23 protein-coding genes are annotated in these 20,793 nt (G+C 67.3%); 7 read left to right on the forward strand and 16 right to left on the reverse strand.

The genetic code is table 11. From position 1 onward, the window contains the following. Positions 1 to 8: 8 nt before the first annotated feature. The gene (locus O3139_RS01280; protein WP_269515089.1) at positions 9 to 911 is read right to left on the reverse strand and encodes a thioredoxin family protein; all 903 of its coding nucleotides are present in this window, start codon (positions 909 to 911) and stop codon (positions 9 to 11) included. 65 nt (positions 912 to 976) lie between these two features. Continuing rightward, entirely contained in the window at positions 977 to 1,483 is a 507-nt protein-coding gene (locus O3139_RS01285; RefSeq protein ID WP_269515090.1) for a prolyl-tRNA synthetase associated domain-containing protein, read from the reverse strand. Positions 1,484 to 1,533: 50 nt separating this feature from the next. On the opposite strand from O3139_RS01285, the gene O3139_RS01290 reads away from it, so the two are divergent. Continuing rightward, positions 1,534 to 2,274, forward strand: coding sequence for a DUF6065 family protein (locus O3139_RS01290; protein ID WP_269515091.1), 741 nt, complete (start codon positions 1,534 to 1,536; stop codon positions 2,272 to 2,274). A 22-nt stretch (positions 2,275 to 2,296) separates the two neighbouring features. On the opposite strand, the gene O3139_RS01295 is transcribed toward O3139_RS01290, so the two are convergent. The 4 genes from O3139_RS01295 to O3139_RS01310 form a co-directional block, all read right to left on the reverse strand. Continuing rightward, a complete protein-coding gene (locus tag O3139_RS01295; RefSeq protein ID WP_269515092.1) occupies positions 2,297 to 2,845 on the reverse strand; it encodes a CC0125/CC1285 family lipoprotein in 549 nt (182 codons plus the stop codon). Positions 2,846 to 2,927: 82 nt separating this feature from the next. Then, positions 2,928 to 3,566 (reverse strand): LysE family translocator, encoded by a 639-nt coding sequence (locus O3139_RS01300; protein WP_269515093.1) that lies wholly within the window; start codon positions 3,564 to 3,566, stop codon positions 2,928 to 2,930. A 13-nt stretch (positions 3,567 to 3,579) separates the two neighbouring features. Continuing rightward, on the reverse strand, positions 3,580 to 4,410 hold the full coding sequence (locus tag O3139_RS01305) for a S1 family peptidase (RefSeq protein ID WP_269515094.1): 831 nt from the start codon (positions 4,408 to 4,410) through the stop codon (positions 3,580 to 3,582). 7 nt (positions 4,411 to 4,417) lie between these two features. Continuing rightward, positions 4,418 to 4,861 (reverse strand): DUF350 domain-containing protein, encoded by a 444-nt coding sequence (locus O3139_RS01310; protein ID WP_269515095.1) that lies wholly within the window; start codon positions 4,859 to 4,861, stop codon positions 4,418 to 4,420. Between the two features lie 146 nt (positions 4,862 to 5,007). On the opposite strand from O3139_RS01310, the gene O3139_RS01315 reads away from it, so the two are divergent. The 3 genes from O3139_RS01315 (at position 5,008) to O3139_RS01325 (ending at position 7,958) form a co-directional block, all read left to right on the forward strand. Continuing rightward, complete coding sequence (locus tag O3139_RS01315; protein WP_269515096.1) at positions 5,008 to 5,421, forward strand: (deoxy)nucleoside triphosphate pyrophosphohydrolase; 414 nt, start codon at positions 5,008 to 5,010, stop codon at positions 5,419 to 5,421. Between the two features lie 27 nt (positions 5,422 to 5,448). Then, positions 5,449 to 5,622, forward strand: coding sequence for a Flp family type IVb pilin (locus O3139_RS01320; protein ID WP_269515097.1), 174 nt, complete (start codon positions 5,449 to 5,451; stop codon positions 5,620 to 5,622). Between the two features lie 113 nt (positions 5,623 to 5,735). Beyond that, complete coding sequence (locus tag O3139_RS01325; protein ID WP_269515098.1) at positions 5,736 to 7,958, forward strand: protein-disulfide reductase DsbD family protein; 2,223 nt, start codon at positions 5,736 to 5,738, stop codon at positions 7,956 to 7,958. Here the strand turns inward: O3139_RS01325 and O3139_RS01330 are convergent. Further along, entirely contained in the window at positions 7,909 to 8,385 is a 477-nt protein-coding gene (locus tag O3139_RS01330; protein WP_269515099.1) for a hypothetical protein, read from the reverse strand. The genes O3139_RS01325 and O3139_RS01330 overlap by 50 nt on opposite strands. 84 nt (positions 8,386 to 8,469) lie before the next feature. On the opposite strand from O3139_RS01330, the gene pgi reads away from it, so the two are divergent. Next, positions 8,470 to 10,077 (forward strand): glucose-6-phosphate isomerase, encoded by a 1,608-nt coding sequence (gene pgi, locus O3139_RS01335; protein WP_269515100.1) that lies wholly within the window; start codon positions 8,470 to 8,472, stop codon positions 10,075 to 10,077. A 52-nt stretch (positions 10,078 to 10,129) separates the two neighbouring features. Here pgi and O3139_RS01340 read toward each other — a convergent pair whose 3' ends face one another. Together O3139_RS01340 and O3139_RS01345 are read right to left on the reverse strand one after the other, a co-directional pair. Beyond that, on the reverse strand, positions 10,130 to 10,543 hold the full coding sequence (locus tag O3139_RS01340) for a hypothetical protein (protein WP_269515101.1): 414 nt from the start codon (positions 10,541 to 10,543) through the stop codon (positions 10,130 to 10,132). Positions 10,544 to 10,701: 158 nt separating this feature from the next. Next, positions 10,702 to 11,136 (reverse strand): DUF2141 domain-containing protein, encoded by a 435-nt coding sequence (locus tag O3139_RS01345; RefSeq protein WP_269515102.1) that lies wholly within the window; start codon positions 11,134 to 11,136, stop codon positions 10,702 to 10,704. Between the two features lie 248 nt (positions 11,137 to 11,384). Here O3139_RS01345 and groES point away from each other — a divergent pair, with 248 nt between their 5' ends. Together groES and groL are read left to right on the forward strand one after the other, a co-directional pair. Beyond that, complete coding sequence (groES, locus tag O3139_RS01350) at positions 11,385 to 11,669, forward strand: co-chaperone GroES (protein ID WP_269515103.1); 285 nt, start codon at positions 11,385 to 11,387, stop codon at positions 11,667 to 11,669. A gap of 55 nt (positions 11,670 to 11,724) precedes the next feature. Further along, positions 11,725 to 13,380, forward strand: coding sequence for a chaperonin GroEL (groL, locus tag O3139_RS01355; protein ID WP_269515104.1), 1,656 nt, complete (start codon positions 11,725 to 11,727; stop codon positions 13,378 to 13,380). 217 nt (positions 13,381 to 13,597) lie between these two features. Here groL and O3139_RS01360 read toward each other — a convergent pair. The 7 genes from O3139_RS01360 to O3139_RS01390 all read right to left on the reverse strand — a co-directional run bounded on the left by O3139_RS01360 (position 13,598) and on the right by O3139_RS01390 (position 20,560). Then, positions 13,598 to 14,540, reverse strand: a protein-coding gene (locus O3139_RS01360; RefSeq protein ID WP_420022311.1) for an IS630 family transposase whose coding sequence is annotated in 2 segments (ribosomal slippage) — positions 13,598 to 14,203 and positions 14,205 to 14,540 — 942 coding nt in all. Because the reading frame shifts where the segments join, the coding sequence is not laid out codon by codon here. 147 nt (positions 14,541 to 14,687) lie between these two features. Beyond that, positions 14,688 to 15,512, reverse strand: a complete 825-nt coding sequence (locus tag O3139_RS01365) for a glutaminyl-peptide cyclotransferase (protein ID WP_420022331.1) — start codon at positions 15,510 to 15,512, stop codon at positions 14,688 to 14,690. A gap of 5 nt (positions 15,513 to 15,517) precedes the next feature. Then, positions 15,518 to 16,348 carry a TerC family protein gene (locus O3139_RS01370; RefSeq protein WP_269515106.1) on the reverse strand — a complete coding sequence of 277 codons (831 nt, stop codon included), beginning with the start codon at positions 16,346 to 16,348 and terminating at the stop codon, positions 15,518 to 15,520. A gap of 188 nt (positions 16,349 to 16,536) precedes the next feature. Then, entirely contained in the window at positions 16,537 to 16,890 is a 354-nt protein-coding gene (gene rplT / locus O3139_RS01375) for a 50S ribosomal protein L20 (RefSeq protein ID WP_269515107.1), read from the reverse strand. Between the two features lie 52 nt (positions 16,891 to 16,942). Continuing rightward, a complete protein-coding gene (gene rpmI / locus O3139_RS01380; RefSeq protein WP_269515108.1) occupies positions 16,943 to 17,140 on the reverse strand; it encodes a 50S ribosomal protein L35 in 198 nt (65 codons plus the stop codon). Between the two features lie 157 nt (positions 17,141 to 17,297). Continuing rightward, a complete protein-coding gene (locus O3139_RS01385) occupies positions 17,298 to 18,545 on the reverse strand; it encodes an MFS transporter (protein ID WP_269515109.1) in 1,248 nt (415 codons plus the stop codon). A gap of 83 nt (positions 18,546 to 18,628) precedes the next feature. Continuing rightward, complete coding sequence (locus O3139_RS01390) at positions 18,629 to 20,560, reverse strand: alpha/beta hydrolase family protein (protein WP_269515110.1); 1,932 nt, start codon at positions 20,558 to 20,560, stop codon at positions 18,629 to 18,631. Positions 20,561 to 20,793 lie beyond the last annotated feature (233 nt).

Consider the following 20,793-nt stretch of genomic DNA (forward strand, 5'->3'; position numbering starts at 1 on the left):
TCTCCCCCTTATGCGAACAGGATGGAGGACAGGCGGCGACGCCCGTCCCTGGCGATGTCGGACGACAGGCCGGCGGCCTCGAACACGACCAGCAACTGCTTTCTGGCCGCGTGGTCGTTCCACTCCAGATCGGCCTGGACGATGTCCAGCAGGTTGGTGACCGCCCCCTTCAGATCGCCTGACGCGGCCTGGGCCAGCGAGAGGTCATAGCGGGCCTGATGATCGGCGGGGTTGGCGCGCAGGGCGGCCTCCAGCGCGGCCGTCTCGCCAGTCGGGGCGGCCGAGGCCAGGGCAAGCTGGGCCCGCAGGCTGATGACGGCGACGTTCTTCGACTCGGCCGGCGCCATGGCCAGGGTCTGGCGGGCCTGGTCGGCATCGCCGCCGGCCAGATAGACGCGCGCCATCCCGGCGATGGCGTCCTCGTTCTCCGGCTCCAGGGTCAGGACATGGGCGAAGGCCTGGGCGGCGCCACCGAAGTCGTCCAGGCCCAGGGATTCCTCGCCGAGCGCCAGCAGCTGCTGGACGTCGGAGTTGACGCCCTCCCCGCCCGACAGTTTCTCGATGAAGGCCTTGATCTGGCTCTCGGGCACCGCGCCCTGAAAACCGTCGACCGGCTGGCCGTCGACGAAGGCATAGACGGTCGGGATCGACTGGACCCGCAGCTGACCGGCATAGGCCGGGTTCCTGTCGACGTCGATCTTGACCAGCTTGACCGCGCCGCCCGCGGCCCGGACCTGTTTCTCCAGCGCAGGCGTCAGGGTCCGGCACGGTCCGCACCAGGTGGCCCAGAAGTCGACGATGACCGGCTGGATCCTCGACTGGGCGATCACGTCCGTCATGAATCCCGCATCCGACCCGTCCTTGATCAGGTCGTCAGCGCCGGCGGTCGGAGTGGGGTCGACAAGGCTCATCGGTGGTCTCTGCTACAGGCTTTGATCATGCGGAACGTCTCAGATGGTCGCGGGGGGCCCCGGACTCAAGCGGCGAAGTCGATCACGAGGGGCTCGCGGTCGATCGCGGCCAGAAACTGACGGAAAGCCGCCTGCGTCAGCGCCGTTGTGGCCGTATTGGTCAGGGGATGAAAGTTGACGATGTCGGCCTGCCACAAACGGCGGTCCAGCACCAAGGTCACGCGCCGGTCGACATCGTTGATCAGTCCCAGCGCCGTCACCGAGCCGGGCCGGACGCCCAGCGTCTCGAACATCAGGGCCTCGTTGCCGAACGACAGGCGGTCCGAGCCGATGATCCGGGGCGCGGCCTTCAGGTCGATGACCGTGTCCTGACGGGCCGAGATCAGCCACATTCGGCCCTTCCTGTCCTTCAGGAACAGGTTCTTGGTGTGCGCACCCGGCAGGGAGGCCTTGAGTTCGAGACCCTCTTCCACCCGGAACACGGCGTCGTGGTCCGTGGTCGCCCCGGCGATCGCACGCTCGCCCATCCATCGCAGGAGGCTGTCGCGGTCATGCAGCGGTTGAGGGGTCATGGCGGGCCGGGCTAGGGTCAGGTCTGTTCGATACCGAAGGATGCCTCGCCTTGGAACTGGAATGCTATCCCATGTCGGCCCGTCCGCCGGACATGGTGCCGGGTCGCCAGTCGCGGAACTGGATGGACGCCTTCGTCAGCCGGCATCCCTATCGCTGCCTGCCGCTGACCATGGCCAACACCACGGGGTGGGAAATCCTGTGTCCCTTCACCTTCACGGCCGAGTGGAACGGGGGGCCGTCGCAGGCCGACATCACGATCACGCCGGAGCGCCCGCAGCCGGAGCTGGACCATTTCGTCACCTCGCATTTCTCGCGCGGTGTCCTGACCATGCACCCCCAGTATCTGTTCCGCACACCGCCGGGCTGGGGGATGATCTGCTCGGGATCGCCCAACCATGTGAAGGACGGCATCCAGCCCCTGGTCGGTCTGATCGAGACGGACTGGCTGCCGTTTCCGTTCACGATGAACTGGATCTTCACCCGGCCGGGTCGGGTCCGGTTCGAGCGGGGCGAGCCGTTCTGCTTCATCAATCTGGTCGAGCACCGGAAGATGGAGGCGGTGCAGCCCGTGATCCGGACGCTGGAATCCAATCCGGTGATGAAGGGTCAGTTCGAGGCCTGGAACCGGCAGCGCACGGACTTCAACACCCGCCTGGCGTCGGGCGACCCCAATGCGGCCAAGGAGGCCTGGCAGCGGTTCTATTTCAAGGGCGAGATTCCGGAAGCCCTGGGGTCGGCCCCCGAAACCCATGCCAACAAGCGCCGGTTGAAGACGCCCCGGGTCGGCTGAACCCGACCCGGGACGTCCGTCATCACATCGGGCGGGTGACGCGGCTGCCGATGTTGGCGATCACTTCTCTGGCGTCGAAGGCATTGGCGTCGCCGGCGGGCTTGGTGCCCCGACCCATGACGATCTCGGCGGAGGCCTCATACCGATCGACCTGGCGGACGTCGAAGTCATCGCGGCCCCAGAAGGGATCGCCCCAGGAGCTCCAGCCCAGGCGCCCGTAGTAGCGCCACGACGGACCCCAGTAGCGATAGCGGTCGAAGAAGGGGTCGCCGATCGTCTGATAGCGGGTGTCGCGATCGGTCGCGCGGTTGGCGGTCGAGAACCAGTCGTAACCGCTCTCGGTCGTCAGCTCGGCGGCCCGCAGAAGCAGCGACATCTCCACCTGTTCGCGGGAGGTGACCGAGTTGCCCGCGAAGCTGACGCGATAGCGATCGGTCTCCAGCCGCTGTTCGGCATAGCCACCGCGCTGACCGTTGTAGCCGGCGGGGGCATAGGGCGTGGCCGTGGCGCAGGCCCCGAGGGTCAGGGCGGATGCGGCGACCAGAAGAAGGGTCTTGGTCGGGGTTTTCATCGAGGGACTCCACTCGGAGGACAGAGGATCGGCCTTTGGACCGGAGCGGGACATGAACGTCACCGTTCCCGGACTCAGCAAGTCATTCTAATCGCGACACAATCAGCACGGAAGCCAGCAGCAGCAGAACCCCGACGAGGACGCCGAACGCCCGCCGGAACCGGGGTTCGCTCATGCGTCTGGCCAAGGCCGCGCCACCCAGACCGTAGGCGCTCATCGTGATCAGGTCCATGCCGACGACGACGCAGGCGAAGACCGCCAGCTGGGGCGCGGCCGGCCGCTCCGCATCCATGAAGGGCGGCAGGACGGCCGAGAAGAACAGCACGATCTTGGGATTGGCCAGCTGCACCAGGAAGCCGTCGACAAAGGCCGGGCGTCGCGGGTGGGTGCGACCTTCGGTGAGGGCGGCCTCGGGCTGACGGGCGAAGGCCCCTCGCAAGGACGATACGCCCAGCCAGGCGACATAGAGAGCGCCGCCGATCGCGACGACCCGGAAAACCTGGGGCAGGGCGGCGACGAGCGCCCCCAGACCCAGGGCTGCGGCCCCGAACCACACCAGGGTCGCCGTATTCATGCCCAGCACGGCGATCAGCGCCGCCCGCCGACCGCGTTCGATCCCGGCGGCAACCGAGAACAGGTTGGCCGGGCCGGGCGTCACCGCCAGAACCGTCATCACGCCCACGAAAACCCAGAACAGATGCGGATCGACCGGCAGCGTCATCAGGGGCCGTCGATCAGGCCGACAGACACACGACCTGCGCCACCCGCAGGTCGCGCCGCAGGTCGTCCGCGACGCGGCCATAGTTTTCGGTGGTGACGGGCTCGCTGGTCAGGGGCTCGTCCGGCCGCTGTTCGCCCCGGATCGCCGGACCCAGGGTATCCGGCGCGGTGGTATAGACCCGGCCCCGTCGCGGAGCCTCTGCGATCGTCACGCCCACGACCCGGCCCCTGCGATCCATGACGGGCGCTCCCGACAGGCCTGCCAGCGTGCCGTCCAGGCCCTCGGTGCGCCCGACCTCGGCCCAGGCCAGCACGGGCTCGTCGTGACGGCCCCGACCCTGCACATGCAGCACTTCCCGGCCCAGAAGACGCGAGGCGACCTCGCCGGGCGTGCCCTGCGGAAAGCCCGGATGGAAACCGCGCTGGCCGACGTGCAGGGGGGCCACGGTGGTGACCGGCAGGGCCGGAGGTCCTCCGGCCGTGATCAGCAGGGCGATGTCGGCGCGCGGCGACAGGCGGACGTCGGCCGAGACCGCCCGGCCGCCGCCGACCACCAGGGCGGGGCGACGACACCCCTCGACCACATGTTTGGCCGTCAGCCAGCGCCCCTCGCCGGCGATCGAAAAGGCGGTTCCCGACGCGGGCTGGAACGGGATGTCGGGCGCGATGACGGTGACGGCAGGATCGAACGGCGTGATGGGGCCCAGCAGGGCACCTTCGATCGCGTCGGGCGGTGGCGGCGCCGGGGGCGCGTCGGCGTTCTCGCGCTGGGCCAGGGAGGCGAAGACGAGCAGCGCGCCCACCCCGGCATAGAGCAGCAGATCGGCGGGTCGGGGCAGATTCACCGGCCCTTCATCCCGTCAGGGCGGCAGCGAGGATCAGGGCCGTGGCCAGCTTGGCCGAGACCAGCAGAACGGCAGCCGAGACTTCGCCGTCCTGGATGCGCTGGGGCAGGCCCGTCAGCAGCAGATCGACGACGCGGAAGGCCAGCAACTGCAGCACCAGGGTGGCCACACCCCACAGGGCGATGTCGACGACCGATGTCGAGACGGACATGGATACCGCCAGCGGAATCGCCAGTCCGATCAACACCCCGCCGAAGGCCACGCCCGCGGCCGCATTGCCCTCGCGGATCAGGGCGATCTCCTTCCAGGGCGTCAGCAGCCCATAGACGACCGCGCCCGCGCCGAGCAGGGCGAAGGTCACAACCATATGCAGGACCAGAACCGGAAATCCGCTGGCGAAGGCCTGGACTTCGGGGCTGGTCAGGGTCTCGGACAGGGACGACGGAGCCATGAGGCCTCTGGGTGCGCGGAGCGGGGGGCGAGAGGAACGAAGGCAAAACGTCTTGCCCGATTGTGGCCCCAATCGGCAAGGACGCAGGGGCCACACTGTGTGACCAATGATTGCGGTCCGGTTACGCAACCCGGTATGGGGCAGCCATGTCCGATCCTGCCCTGCCCATCGTTCTCGTCGTCGCCGCCGCCCTGGTGGACATCGACGGTCGTGTGCTGATCGCGAGGCGCCCGGAAGGCAAGGCGCTGGCGGGCCTGTGGGAGTTTCCCGGCGGCAAGGTCGAGCCGGGCGAGCGGCCCGAAGCGGCCCTTGTCCGCGAGTTGAACGAGGAACTGGGCATCGACGTTCAGGAAGCCTGTCTGGCCCCGTTCGTCTTCGCCAGCCACGCTTATGATTCGTTTCACCTACTTATGCCATTGTATCTGTGTCGGCGCTGGTCCGGCCTGGTCGTCGCGCGCGAGCACGCCGCCCTGGCCTGGGTCCGGCCCAATGCCTTGTCTGACTATCCCATGCCCCCCGCCGATGCCCCGCTCGTGGCCTGGCTGAGGGATCTGCTCTAGGCCGCGAGTGACCGAAGGTTCGTGCCCATGTCCCTGATCCGCCGCTTTCTGAGCGATGAACAAGGTGCCACAGCGATCGAATACGCCATGATCATCGGCGCGATGCTGCTGGTCATCGTGGCGGGCGCGACGGCCTTTTCCACCAAGGTCATCGTGATGTTCAACCGGGCCAGCGCCGCCATGGCGAGCACCACAACCTGAAAACGGCGGGCGGGTGCAGGCCGCCGGGCGTCTGGCGCGACCCTTGAAACCGTGGCGGCGGTCGCGTCGGCCCGCTATGGGTCGTCCCATTGCGTCATACGGAAACCCTTCGCGTGCGCCTGCCCGTCCTGATCGCCTGGCTGTTCGTCCTGCTTGCGGGCACCCTTGCCTTGCCCGAAGGATCGGCTGCCCGGACCGGACTGTCACGGGCGGTTCCTGCCGCGGCGCCGGGAGCCCAGCGCAACGCGCGCATCGAGGTCGAACTGGTGCCCATGAATGCCTGGGCCGCGCCGGGATCGACGGCGGTGGTGGCGCTGCGCCAGAAGATCCAGCCCGGCTGGCATACCTACTGGCGCAATCCCGGCGATTCCGGAGGGCCGACGACGCTGGACTGGAGCCTGCCTCCGGGCGTCCTCGCCGGCGACATCCTGTGGCCCCTGCCCCGGCGCCAGCGCCTGGACGACATCGTCAACCTGGGCTATCAGGATCAGGTCTTCCTGCCGGTCCCGATCGATATTCCCGCCAGCGCCCGGCCCGGCACGCAGGTTCCCCTGACCGTGACCGCCCTGCTGTTCGTGTGCAGCGACGAGATGTGCGTGCCGGACAGCTTCACCCTGCGGCTGGACCTGCCGATCCGCGACGGCACACCGCCCCTGGTCGGTACGGACGGCGCGGCAATCCAGCGCCTGGTCGAAAGCGCGCCCCGACCGGCCGGAATCACGGCGCACGCGACCCTGGCCGACGGCCGGCTGGTGCTCAGCGCGAGCGGCGGTCCCCTGACCGGAGCGGATATCGGCCGCGCGACCTTCTATCCCTTCGAGGCGGGTCTGATCGACCATGACGTCGCCCTGACCGCGAACGCAGGGCCGGACGGCCTCGGCCTGACGCTGGCCCCGACCAGCGACCTCGTTTCGGCCGGCCTGTCGGAACCGCTGGCGGGCGTTCTGGCCACCGATGCGGGCGCCTGGGAAATCTCGGCGGTTCCCGGCACGGTGCTGCCGGGCACCACCGGCCGATCCCTCGCGACCGCCGATGGGGCTGACGGGGCATCCCCGGGCGTAGCCACAGCGGCGCAGGCCATCGTCTTCGCTCTTCTGGGCGGGTTGATCCTGAACCTGATGCCCTGCGTGTTTCCTGTCCTGGCCCTGAAGGCGGCGGCCCTGGCGCGTTCGTCGAGAAGCGCGAAGGAGGCCCGGGCCGACGGCCTAGCCTATCTGGCCGGAGTTCTGGTGACGTTTCTGCTGCTCGGAGCCACCCTGCTGCTGCTGCGCGGTCTGGGCCAGGAGATCGGCTGGGGCTTCCAGCTGCAGTCGCCGCCGGTCGTGGCGATCCTGGCGCTGCTGATGCTGGTGGTGGGTCTGAACCTTGCGGGCCTGTTCCAGATCGGGCTGGGCCTTCAGGCGGCGGGCGGGTCGCGGCTGTCGCGGCTGAACGGCCCGATCGGGGCTTTCCTGACGGGCATTCTGGCTGTGGTGGTGTCGGCCCCCTGCACGGCACCTTTCATGGCTGTGGCCCTGGGGGCGGCGCTGGTCCTGCCCGCACCGATCGCCCTGCTGGTCTTCCTGTTCCTCGGCCTCGGGCTGGCCCTGCCCTATCTGGCGGTCAGCCTGTCGCCGGGTGTGCTGGCCCGCCTGCCGCGCCCGGGCCCATGGATGGAGCGGCTGCAGCGGATCCTGGCCGTGCCCATGTTTGCCGCCGCCGTCTGGCTTGGCTGGGTGTTCCTGCGGCAGCAGGGCTGGACGGCCGCCCTTCTGCTGATGGCGGGCGCGGCCTTTATGGGCGCAGCAGTCTGGGCGTTCGGGCATCGTCAGAGGGAAATGGCGGCGGGTGGACCAGGGCGGCCCCTGATGCTCGTCTCCGCTCTGACCCTCATCGTCGCCCTGGGCGTCACCGGGGTGGCGGCCAGCCTGACCCCCCCGGCGCGCACCGGAGCCGGGTCGGGCAACGGCCCGGCCACGCGGCCGTGGTCACCGATGGCAGTGGCGGAGGCGCGGGCGCAGGGCCGTCCTGTCCTGGTCGATTTCACGGCCGACTGGTGCGTCAGCTGCAAGATCAACGAGCGCACGTCGCTTCACTCGCCACGCGTCGCCGACGCCATCGCCCGTACCGGCACGGTCTATCTGGTCGCGGACTGGACCCGGCGCGATCCGACGATTGCACGGGAACTGGCCAGCCATGGCCGTTCGGGCGTTCCGCTTTACCTGGTCTATGCGCCGGACGAGGCCCGGCCGCGCATCCTGCCCCAGCTGCTGACCGAGGGCGTGGTAATCGAGGCCCTGGAGGCCACTAGGTCGTCGGCACGCCCGACTGGGCGTCCGGCTGCGGCGGGGCGGTGATGACCTCGACGTTGTCGTTCAGCAGATAGGACAGCTCCGACAGGGCGGTGGCCCGGGCCTCGGGGCTCGCGGCGGTCTCCACCGCATGGATCCTGACCGGGATGTCCTCGGAAATGCCGCGCAAGATGCATTTCAGGTCCCCGTCGGTGCCGCGTTCCTTCAGGATCAGATGTGCCTGCATGTCCATGGCCGACAGGGCGGTGGCGCGGGTCTTGAAGGCCTCGAGGTCACCGCCGGCCGGGCCCGTCGGGCCCCAGGCATCGACCACGGCCTTCAGGGCGCTGGCCTGGGTCACGATATCGATGAACATGGGCTCGCCTGCGACCGAGACAGGCGCGTCGGCGGCCGCCGGCGGCTGGGCCACCGCGAGCGCGACATTGGGGTCCGACAGCAACAGCGAGACAGCGATGGCGATGCCACACGACATGGTCTTGTCCTTTTCGCGACTCAGCGATTGAACCCGTCTACGCCCGACCCGTAAACGAGACCTTGATTAACGAAAGGCTGTCTCATGTCCGATCCTGCTATCTGGGCCGCGTTCGATGCCGCCGCGACGCGCGATGCCGAGGCCCGGATCGTGAACCAGTTCGCATCCGACCCGGATCGACTGGCGCGGATGAGCGTCGAGGCGGCCGGGCTATACCTCGATCTGTCCAAACAGAGCTGGACGCGCGACGGATTCCGGATCTGTCTGGACCTGGCCCGAGCGGCCGGGGTCGAGCGGGAGCGCGCGCGGTTGTTCGCGGGCGAGTCGGTCAACAACACCGAATGTCGGGCGGTGCTGCATCCGGCCTTGCGGGCGGAGGACGGCGCCGAATTCCGGGCCCTGGGCGAACCCGTCTCGGACGAGGTTCGCAGCGTCCGCCAGGCCATGGCCGACTATGCGACGGCCGTGCGGTCAGGAACCGAGACCGGCGCGACGGGTCAAGCCTTCAAGGCCATCGTTCACATCGGCATCGGCGGGTCGGATCTGGGGCCGCGCGTGGTCTGGGATGCCCTGAGGCCGCTGGAGCCGGCGATCGATCTGCGTTTCGTCGCCAACATCGATCCGCGCGACATGGCCGAGGCCCTGACCGGGCTGGATCCCGAGACCACACTGGTCATCGTCGTGTCCAAGACCTTCACGACCCAGGAAACGCTCGCCAATGCCGAAGCCGCCAGGGCCTGGCTGGCGGCCAGTCTGCCCGTAGCCGGGCGCGACCGCCATTTCATCGGGGTAACCGCCGCGCCCGAGCGCGCAGAGTCCTTCGGCTGCGGTCGGACCTTCGCCTTCCGGGACTGGGTGGGGGGCCGCTATTCGTTGTGGTCTGCGGTCAGCCTCAGTTGCGTGATCGCGCTGGGTCCCGATGTCTTCGACAGCCTGCTGGCCGGCGCGCGGGCCATGGACGCGCATTTCGTCACCGCGTCCCTGGAGCGGAACGCACCGGTGCTGCTGGCCCTGGCCCAGGTCTGGAATGTCGACGGCCTCAATCGCCCGGCCCGCACGGTCGCCCCCTATGCCCATGGTCTGCGCCGCCTGCCGGCCTTCCTGCAGCAGCTGGAGATGGAATCGAACGGCAAGCGCGTCCACCGCGATGGCTCGCCCGTCACCCGGCCGACCTGCCCCGTGGTGTTCGGCGAACCGGGCACCAACGGCCAGCACGCCTTCTTCCAGCAGATCCATCAGGGACCGCAGGTGGTCCCCGCCGAGTTCGTGATCTTAGCGGAGACCCTGCCGGACACGGCCGGCGCGCCGCTGTGGGCCAACGCCCTGGCCCAGGGTCAGGCCCTGATGCTGGGCAAGACCACCGGGGCGGCGCGCGCCGAACTGATCGCGGCGGGAGCATCGGAGGCCGAGGCCGACCGGCTGGCCGGCCACAAGACCTTCCCGGGCAATCGTCCCTCGACCGCGATCGTCATGGACCGGCTGGGGCCTGAAACACTCGGTGCGCTGCTCGCCCTCTACGAGCACAAGACCTTCGTCGAGGGTGTGATCTGGAACATCAACAGCTTCGACCAATGGGGGGTTGAGCTGGGCAAGGTGCTGGCGAAGGCCGTGTTGCGCGATGTCGGGGCCGGTGAGCCGTCGGCAGACCTCGATCCCTCGACGTCTGCCCTCCTGACCCGGCTGCTGGCCTGAAAAGACGGGCTCCCGCAAGGAAGCCCGTCTCGTCCGCCCTGCGCGCCGGCGACTACCAACGGCGGTCGTAGCGATAATCCCGACGGCCATCACGGCGGTCGTAGCGATAATCCCGGCGGTCGTCGCGGCGATCGTAGCGATAGTCCCGACGGTCGTTGTAGCCGTAGCCATAGCCATAGCGGCTGTTGATGCCGTGCTCGCGCTCCCAGTGGCCCTGGTTCCGCCAGCAACGGCCGTCGCGATAGAAGCCGCAATCGTCGTCGTTATCGGAGGCCGCGGCCACAAGAAGGCCCCCGGCGATGGCGCCGATCACGACACCGGCGAGGACATCGCCACCGTCGTCGCGGCGCTGATCATGGTGGTTCTGGCCGCCGTAGTAACGGCTCTGGGCCTCGGCCGGTGCGGCGGCCGCCAGGGTCAAGGCCAGAACCGGTGCGGCGGCGAATGCGAGTTTGAAAATGTTCATGTCCCAGTCTCCTGAACGTGGCAGCCGGGCACGACGCCCCTTCCCATGGTCAAGGTGTAGAACGCTCAATCTGAATGGACAGACGGGGCCTTGTTCATCTGGCGTTCATCCTGCGGCTGGCGTCGTGATCCACAACCGCAGGATGGCGCGGCCCGTTGCTACCGGGCTGGATAGATCATGGCCACGTTCAGGGCGATGTCCCCGGTCGCAGGCACGCTGAACTTGACTTGATCGAAGGTCGGTGCGGCCCTGAGGCTTTCGCCGTGGAGCAGGCCCCAACCCTCGGCAGGGCGACCGTTCTCCATGCCCATCTGGCGGTCGCTATCGACGTCATGCAGGGCCGACACGGAATAATCGCCCGCAGCGACGCCGTGCAGCGTGATGGTCTGGGTCCCCGCGGAGGGATTCGAGACGATCTCTCCATATGTGCCTTCGTGCTTCATGAACTGGTCGGCCGTCTGCAGCCCGACCAGCAGGTCTCCGCCGCGAGCCTGCACGCCGGTCAGCGTAATGGTGACGTCGCCGGCAAAAGCCGGCGCAGCGCATGCCGTGAATGCCGCCAGTGCGGCGAGGGTGAGGAGGGAGATTTTCATCCACTTGATCCTGTTGATCGGAGCCGGGCGCTCCATGCAATGCACTTTGTGATACAAAGTGCATTGTGTCAACTAGCTGCTCCCTGTCTGTTGCCACGCATCTTTTGCGTCTCGCGTCGCGGGTGCCGCTTGACGCTCGCCTGTGCCGCTCCTACTTGCACCCTGCGTTAGCACTCGCGGGTCACGGCTGCCAAAAGCCGGTCTGCGAGGGCGACATCAAACTCTAGAGCTATACGGAGAACTCACAGATGGCGTTTCGTCCTCTCGGCGATCGCGTGCTGGTCAAGCGCGTGGAAGAAGAATCGAAGACCAAGGGCGGGATCATCATCCCCGACACCGCCAAGGAAAAGCCCCAGGAAGGCGAAGTCATCGCCGTCGGCCCCGGCGTCCGTGACGAACGCGGCACCGTCAACGCCCTGGAACTGAAGGCCGGCGATCGCATCCTGTTCGGCAAATGGTCGGGCACCGAGGTCAAGCTGGAAGGCGAAGACCTTATCATCATGAAGGAATCCGACGTCCTGGGCGTGCTGTAGGCACCCTCGACCTCGACCTTTCTTTCTCTGAAACCCACGATTTAGGAGCCGCCACATGGCTGCGAAACAAGTACAGTTCTCCACCGACGCGCGCGAAAAGATGCTGCGCGGCGTCAACGTCCTGGCCAATGCGGTCAAGGTGACGCTGGGTCCCAAGGGCCGCAACGTCGTGATCCAGAAGTCCTTCGGCGCCCCGCGCTCGACCAAGGACGGCGTCTCGGTCGCCAAGGAAATCGAGCTGGAAGACGCCTTCGAGAACATGGGCGCCCAGATGATCCGCGAAGTCGCGTCCAAGACGAACGACAAGGCGGGTGACGGCACCACCACCGCGACCGTCCTGGCCCAGTCGATCGTCCAGGAAGGCCTGAAGGCCGTGGCCGCCGGCATGAACCCGATGGACCTGAAGCGCGGCATCGACAAGGCGGTCACCGCCGTCCTGGCCGACATCAAGGCCTCGGCCAAGAAGGTCGAGAACAACTCCGAGATCGCCCAGGTCGGCACCATCTCGGCCAATGGCGACGCGGAAGTCGGCGAAATGATCGCCAAGGCCATGGCCAAGGTCGGCAACGAAGGCGTCATCACCGTCGAGGAAGCCAAGACCGCCGAGACTGAGCTGGATGTCGTCGAGGGCATGCAGTTCGACCGCGGCTACCTCAGCCCCTACTTCATCACCAATGCCGACAAGATGGAGGTCCAGCTCGAGGAACCCCTGATCCTGCTGTTCGAAAAGAAGCTGTCGTCGCTTCAGGCCATGCTCCCGATCCTGGAAGCCGTGGTCCAGTCGGGTCGCCCGCTGCTGATCATTGCCGAGGACATCGAGGGCGAGGCCCTGGCCACCCTGGTGGTCAACAAGCTGCGGGGCGGCCTGCGCGTCGCCGCCGTCAAGGCCCCGGGCTTCGGTGACCGCCGCAAGGCCATGCTGGAGGACATCGCCGTCCTGACCGGCGGCCAGGTCATCTCCGAGGACCTGGGCATCAAGCTCGAAAACGTCACGATCGACATGCTCGGCAAGGCCAAGAAGGTCACCATCACCAAGGACGACACCACCATCGTGGACGGCGTCGGCGGCAAGGACGAGATCGAGGCCCGCATCGGCCAGATCAAGAAGCAGATCGAGGACACCTCGTCCGACTACGACAAGGAAAAGCTGCAGGAACGTCTGGCCAAGCTGGCCGGCGGCGTCGCGGTCATCCGCGTCGGCGGCTCGACCGAGGTCGAGGTGAAGGAAAAGAAGGACCGTGTCGACGACGCCCTGAACGCCACGCGGGCTGCCGTTGAGGAAGGCATCGTCCCCGGCGGCGGCATCGCCCTGCTGAAGGCGACCAAGGCGCTTGACGGCCTGACCGGCGACAACGCCGACCAGACCGCAGGCATCGCCATCATCCGTCGCGCGATCCAGGCCCCGATCCGCCAGATCGTCGAGAACGCCGGCGTCGAAGGCTCGATCGTGGTCGGCAAGGTGCTGGAAAACACCTCCTCGACCTATGGCTTCAACGCCCAGACCGAAGAGTACGGCGACCTGGTCGCCATGGGCGTGATCGACCCGGCCAAGGTGGTCCGCACCGCCCTGACCGACGCCGCCTCGGTGGCCTCCATCCTGATCACCACCGAAGCGGCCGTGGCCGATGCCCCCAAGAAGGGCTCCGGCGGCGGTGCCGGCGGTGGCATGGGCGGCGGCGGCATGGGCGGCATGGGCGACATGGACTTCTAGTCCACGCTCGGTTCACGCTGAACGAACAAGGAGGGCGGGTCCGGAAACGGGCCCGCCCTTTCTTTCTTGGTGAGGCAAATGCCCTCCATACGGAATCCCGGAATTCTGGCGGCCCGAAAGAAGCGGCTGCTCGGGATACGGGTGTTGTTGGCGGCGGGGCGGAGACCCGTCATACCCGGCCGCCCGACCTGGCAAAGCCATCTAGAGCGCGTTCGGTTTAGTTGGACGCATATCCGGCGTGCTTAAGGTAGTTGGCGCATTCTGATGGGCTGAAGCGGTCGAGGAGGCTGCCGATGCGTCGCCATGTGGCTTCGACTGTGCGCTCGTCGGCCTTTTTCAGAAGGGTCTTCAGCTTTGAAAAGACCTGTTCGATGGGATTGAGGTCGGGGCTGTAGGGCGGCAGGAAGATCAGGTGGGCCCCGGCTTTTCGGAGGGCCTGCCTGACGGCCTTGCCCTTGTGACTGCCGAGGTTGTCGAGCACGACGACGTCGCCGGGGCTGAGCGTGGGGATCAGGAACTGCTCGACCCAGGCTCGGAACGCATCGCCGTTGATCGGGCCGTCCAGCACCATAGGGGCCTCGATCCGATCGTGACGCAGGGCGGCGATGAAGGTCAGTGTGGTCCAGTGGCCATGCGGAACCCGGGCCACCAGTCGCTCGCCACGCCGGGCTCGGCCGTGGGTGCGGGTCATGTTGGTCTTGGCCCAGGTCTCGTCGATGAAGACCAGGCGACGCGGGTCAATCCGGTGTTGATGACGCTTCCACCGCGCCCGCTTTCGGGCCACGTCCGGACGGTCCTGTTCGGCGGCGTGCAGGGTTTTTTTTGAAGCTGAGCCCCTCGCGCTTGAGGAAGGCCCAGACCGACCAGTCGCCCGCCCTCACGCCACGATCCGACAGTTCAACCACCAGCGCCCGGATCGTCAGGTCCGGCTTTTCGGCCAACCGGGCCAGAAGCCAGTCCCGCTCGCGGTCCAGCACCGAGCGGCGATAGCCGCCCATCTGGCGAGGCAAGGGACGACCCTCGGACCGTGCCCGCGCCATCCATTTCACCGCCGCAGAGGCGCTGACACCGAACCGACGCGCCGCAGATCGCCGGCTCTCGCCCGCCTCAACGGCAGCCACCAGCCGCTCTCTCAAATCCATCGAACAGGGACGAGGCATCGGAGCTGGCCTCCCATCCAGCCCCAACCTTGAATCACGATCCGACCAAAAGGGGAATCCTTCGATTCCAACTAAGCCGACGACGCTCTAAAGCCTGAAGGGCCCGGTCGCGCCGGCCACCGGAAAGGCTCCCGCGAAGACGGCCGCCTAGCTCCGCGGGACCAGGCGGATCTCGAACAGTCTGGGCCAGTTCTTGCCGGTGACGAACAGTCGGCGTCCGGCCGCGTCCCAGGCGATGCCGTTCAGGACGTCGTCGGCCGGATCCTCCACCGCGTCGGGCAGGATGCCGGTCAGGTCGATGACGCCCCTGACCACGCCGGTGGCCGGGTCGATGCGCAGGATGAAGTTGGTCTGCCAGACATTGGCGAAGACCTCGCCGTCGATATACTCCAACTCGTTCAGCTTGCGCACCGGCCGGCCGCGATAGGTGACCGGGACCATGCCGGTCTGGGTCAGGGTCTCGGGGTCGAAGAAGCGAAGGCTGGCCGAGCCGTCCGACAGGATGATGCGGGTCGCGTCGTGGGTCAGGCCCCAGCCCTCGCCCTCATAGGACCAGGTGCCGGCGGGATCGAGGTCGTCGGCGTCCCAGATGAAGCCATGGCCGCCCTGCCAGGTCAGGGTCAGGACGCGGTCGGCCCAGTCGGTCAGGCCCTCTCCGAAATGCTCGGGCGCCAGGTCCTTCCGCGTCAGCACGACACCGTCTTCCAGCCGCACGCGGCGCACGCTGGAGGGGTGGCGACCCGTGCTCTCGATCAGGACGCCGTCCCGATAGATCAGCCCCTGGGTGAAGGCCTCCGGATCGTGCGGATAGGTGTTGACGACCTCATAGCCATAGACCGGCGGGGCGGGCGGCTGGGGCGCGGCCTGTGTCACGGGCGCCGTCGCGGTCTGGGCCCCGGCGGCCGGGGCGGCCGGGGCGGCCGCGAGGACGACCAGACCGATCAGGGCCGATGTCAGCGACAGGACGCGCATCCGCATCATCCGTTCGGATCGGCGGCGGCGCGGGCCTCCGCGGCCCGGGCCTCGGCCTCGGCCCGGTCGGCCACGCCGCGCGCGTGGAGGGCCTGCTCCTTCTTTGACGTCGCGGCCCGACCCAGCATGTTCAGCGCCTCCACGCCGGCCGAGAAGGCCATGGCGGCATAGATGTAGCCCTTGGGCACATGAACCCCGAAGCCGTCCGCGATCAGGACCAGGCCGATCATCAACAGGAAGCCCAGGGCCAGCATGACCACGGTCGGGTTCCTGGCGATGAAGTTGGCCAGCGGATCGGCGGCCAGCAGCATGACGGTCACGGCGGCCAGCACGGCCACGACCATGATCGGCAGGTGCTCGGTCATGCCGACGGCCGTCAGGATGGAGTCGATCGAGAAGACCAGGTCCAGAATGATGATCTGGACGATCGCGGACCCGGCGTTGGAGATCATCACGTCCTTCTTGTCGAGGACGTCATGCGAGGGCGTGGGATCGACCGTGTGGTGGATTTCCTTGGTGGCCTTCCAGATCAGGAACAGCCCGCCCGCGATCAGGATCAGATCCTTCCACGAGAATTCATTGCCCATGACGCTGAAGACAGGCTGCACCAGCCCGACCAGCCAGGCGATGATCGAGAGCAGGCCCAGCCGCATGAGGAGGGCCAGGGCGATGCCGATGCGCCGCACCTTCTGGCGATCCTTCTCGGGCAGTTTGTTCGACAGGATCGAGATGAAGATCAGATTGTCGATCCCCAGCACCACCTCCATCACGACGAGCGTGACGAGGGCGGCCCAGGCGGCGGGGTCGCTCAGCAGGGGAGTGATCGAATCGAGCATCGAGGGGTCCGGAACAGTGAAAGGGTGCGGCGTTTCGACCCGTATAGCGCATCGCGTGCGCATGGGGACCCCCGGGGCGACTGCGACACATTCGCAGGGATCGGCGGGTTCGGCGGCCGGGCCGTCATGAAAAAGGCCTCCCGGCGCGAACCGGGAGGCCATTCATCGTCCGGCGGGCCGGAAGAACCCTACTTCAGCGCGTCGCGCACCTTGGCGGCGATGTCGGCGAAGCCCGTGCCGTCCATCGCGATCGCGGCGAGGACCTTGCGGTCCAGTTCGATCCCGGCCTTGGACAGGCCGTGCATGAACTGGCTGTAGGTGAAGCCTTCCTGACGGGCGGCGGCATTGATGCGCTGGATCCACAGGGCGCGGAAGTTGCGCTTGTTGATGCGGCGGTCGCGATAGGCGTACTGCCCGGCGCGGTCGACGGCGGCCTTGGCCGTGCGGATGGTGTTCTTGCGGCGACCCGAAAAGCCCTTGGCCTGTTCGAGAACCTTCTTGTGTCTGGCGTGTGAAACGACGCCGCGTTTGACGCGAGCCATGATTTATTCCTTCAAATTCTTTGCGATGAGATCCGTCCGGTACGCGCGCCGATCAGGCGTACGGCATGTAGGACTTGATCTTCCTGGCGTCGGCGTCGGCCATGACCGAGGTGCCGCGGTTCTGGCGGATGTATTTGGAGTTATGGCTGATCAAGCGGTGACGCTTGCCCGCAACCCCGGCCTTGACCTTGCCTGTCGCGGTGAATTTGAAGCGCTTCTTGGCGCCTGACTTCGTCTTCAATTTGGGCATTTCAGTTCCTTTTCGTGGGGCTACCGTCCTTCGGACTGCTTGAGCCCGACGCTGGATCCCCTGGATTTAAGAACCGCCCAGGCATGCCTGTAAGCCCGGCGGTTCGTTACGCGAAGGCGCGGCTAGTAGCGGAACCGACGCGACAGGGCAAGCGGAGTCACTCGGCCGGCAGCGGAACCGTCGATTGCCGCGCCACGGCCCGCCCGGCATTGACGGCCATCAGTGCCGCCGGGATCATAAGGGCGGCCCCCACGGCCAGGGGCCAGTCGTGGCCGAGGCCGGAGAACATGGCGCCCGCCACCACCGGTCCGAAGATCCGCCCCGACGAACTGGCCGCCATGTTCAGCCCCAGCATGGCCCCTTGGCGGTCGGCGGCGGTGGCACGCGAGATCATGGCGGAGATGTTGGGCATGGTCATGGCCATGCCGAAGGCCCCCACGCTCATCGCCACCGGCACGGCCCAGGCGACCGGGGCCAGCATCTGGCCCAGAAGCCCACAGCCGAACAACAGGCAGCCGACCGCCAGCATCCGGCTTTCGCCGAACCGGCGCGACAGCCGCCCCGTGACCGCCGACTGGCAGATCACCGACACGATGCCGACGGCCATGAAGGAAAACGCCACCTCGCGCGCCCCCCAGCCGAACCGCGCGCCCGTGAACAGGCCGAACGTCGATTCCATACCCGAGAACCCGGCCATGTAGATCAGGGTGACCAGGATCACCCGCGACACCACCGGATTGGCAGCTGCGTCCCTGACGCCGCCGAGGAAGGGGGTCCGGGCCGGCGCAGCGCCGTCTCGCCGGACGAGGCTCTCCTTCAGCAGGAACAGGACCCCCAGCGCCGCCAGGATCGCCAGTCCACAGGCAGCGAAGATCGGCAGCTGATAGCCCAGCCGCCCCAGGTCCTCGCGCACCAGAACGCCGCTCAGGCCCGGCCCGGCGATGAAGCCGGCCCCGAAGGCCGCCCCGATCAGCCCCATGCGACCCGCGCGCTTCTCTGGCGGAGTGACGTCGGCGACGTAGCCCTGGACCGTGGAGACATTGCCGGCCCCCAGGCCGGTGAACAGCCGGATGCCGATGGCGACCCAGATGTTGGGGGCGAAGGCCAGCATCAGATAGCCGATCGCATTGGCCGCGACCGTGATCAGCAGCACCGGCTTGCGCCCGATCCGGTCCGACAGCCGGCCCCAGAACGGCTCGGCGAAGAACTGCCCCACCGAATAGGCCGAGAACATCAGCGCGACCTGCCAGGGCGCGGCCTTCAGACTGCTTCCGAAGAACGGCAGCAACGGTACGACCAGGCCGAACCCGACCAGATTGATAAAGACGATGGCGAACAGCACCGCCAGGGCGCGCCGGTCGCTATTGGCGGACGGCGGAAATTCGGCGCTGGGCGTGTCGGGCATGCGTCTGTTCTAGTCGAGCGGCGCGCGCTCGGCGAGGCCTCCGCGGTCGCATCGTCGACGTTCCGGCCAAGGTCAGTGCGTGATCAGTTGGCCGGATTGTTGGCTTCGATAAAGGCCACTGTGGCGCTCAACATGCGTTGGCGTGTATCCGCCCGCGAAAGCCAATGATCCTCTCCGTCCAGTTCGACCAGTTCGACGGGCTTGCCGGCGCCACGCAGCGCTGCAGCCATGGCCGTGCTTTGACTGAAAGGCACCACGGTGTCGTCACGTCCGTGAATCAGCAGGATCGACGCATCGGCCTGCGCGGCCAGGAGGACCGGCGAGCGCGCGTCCAGCGACTGGTCCGAAGCGTTCCGGGCCCCCATGAATCGATTCCAGTAGCGATTGGCGGCATTGGCGTTCTGACCCATCCGATCCTCCGTCCAGCGCAGCATCGCCCGCAGGTCCGACACCCCCGCGACCGAGACGGCGCAGCGATAAATGCCGGGGTCCAGGGTCGCCCCAGCCAGGGCGGCGTATCCGCCGTAGCTGGCTCCGACGATACAGACCCGCGCCGGGTCGATCACACCCTGGGTCGCCAGATACCGGACGCCATCCGACAGATCGGTCTGCATCTTCCTGCCCCACTCGCCATAGCCAGCCTCCAGATGGGCCTGTCCGAGGCCCGACGAGCCCCGGAAGTTTGGCTGCAGCACCGCATAGCCGCGCGAGGCCAGGGCCTGGGCCCACCAGTCGAACTGAAGTTCGTCGCGCACCGCCGGGCCACCGTGAGGCAGGACCACCAGCGGAAGGCCCTGCGGGTCGGTGACGCCCGGCGGCAGGGTGAGATAGCCGGGGATCGTCAGGCCGTCGGCCGCCGGATAGGAAATCGGCCGGACCTCGCCCACCTGATCGGCTGTGATCTGTGGATACTGCTCGCCAAGCACGTCGGCGCGGCCCGCGTCCAGATCAACGAAGCTGAAGGTGCCGGCGTCGGTCGAGTTGGAGGTAAAGACAATGGCCTGTCGCAGGTCGTCGCTCCATGATGCCAGCTGTGGGTTACGGCCCTCGAAGGCCCGCCCGATCGAGCGCCAGACCCTTGCGGCTGCGGGGTCGCTGAACTCATAACGCCAGCCCTCGGCCTCGCGCCAGGCCGCGCCGATCAACCGCCCCGTGGCCGGGTGGTAGATCAGGCTGTCGGGCTCGCCTTCGAACGGCAAAGGCCGCCAGGTGCCGTCCAGTCCCATCAGTCGCCAAACCTTGGCGGAGGCCTCGTCCGGCTTGGCGAAAATCGTGACGCTGTCGCCATCCGGCCCCTCGCCACCGATCACGGGGCGATCGAGAAGGGCGGTGGTCGACCAGATGGTGGTCCAGAGGCCATTGGGTTGTTTTGCCTGCAGGGCCCATAGGCCCGTCTCTTCGCGATAACTGTAGCGAACAAGGCGACGACCATCGGCGCTCAAGACGTAACCCCGCGTATTACGGGCATTTTCCTCCAGTCGCCTTGGGTTCATCGACACCGGATCGATGGCGTAGAGGTCGAGGTTGTAGTCGTCGCCGCTCTGGGCCTCGATCACGACGCGCGGCTGACCATCGATGCGATAAGCCCCGAAGGAGTAGAGAATACGCAGAACGCCGGGCAGGCGCTCGAACACCGAGGTGATCCTGCGCGTCTCGAGGCTGTAGACCTGCCCGAAGGAGAGCTCCGCCTGATCGCCTGTCGGCAACCTCTGGGTCGATGAGGTCACGGCCAGCACGTGCCCATCGCCCACCCACGACAGATCGCGCACCTTGGCGTCGCCGATGCGGGCACCGCCCAGAATCACGCCACCCGGAACCGTGTGGATCAGCATAAGGCGCTGTTCGCCCTCGGTGGTAACAAGCGCCAGCCGCTCGCCGTCCGCAGACAGGGAAGCCAGTTCGAACGCTGGAAGCCGTCCGTAGATGTCGAGGGGAGGCGGGGTCGGCGCCTGGGCGCGTGCGGCGGAGGCGGACAGCAGCGTCGCGGCGATCAGAACCGAAGCGATACGAAACATGGGTAGCTCGAACACTGTGAATGCATCCCGTGTATCACGCATGACGCGAACAAGCTTCGCCTACGCGCGATCGGGCATGAAAGCCGCCGGGGCGTTGCAAAGACGTAACGTCGGTCCTTCGTTGGACGGGCTGTATGCAACATTGTTCGACGACGGATCTATCGCGTTGAAAACGAGGCAAAAGTCTAAAGAACGGCAAGGTCGACGCCAGGCAATGGCCACCATCAGTTCAG

The sequence above is a fragment of the Brevundimonas subvibrioides genome, assembly GCF_027271155.1.
GTDB lineage: Bacteria > Pseudomonadota > Alphaproteobacteria > Caulobacterales > Caulobacteraceae > Brevundimonas > Brevundimonas subvibrioides_D.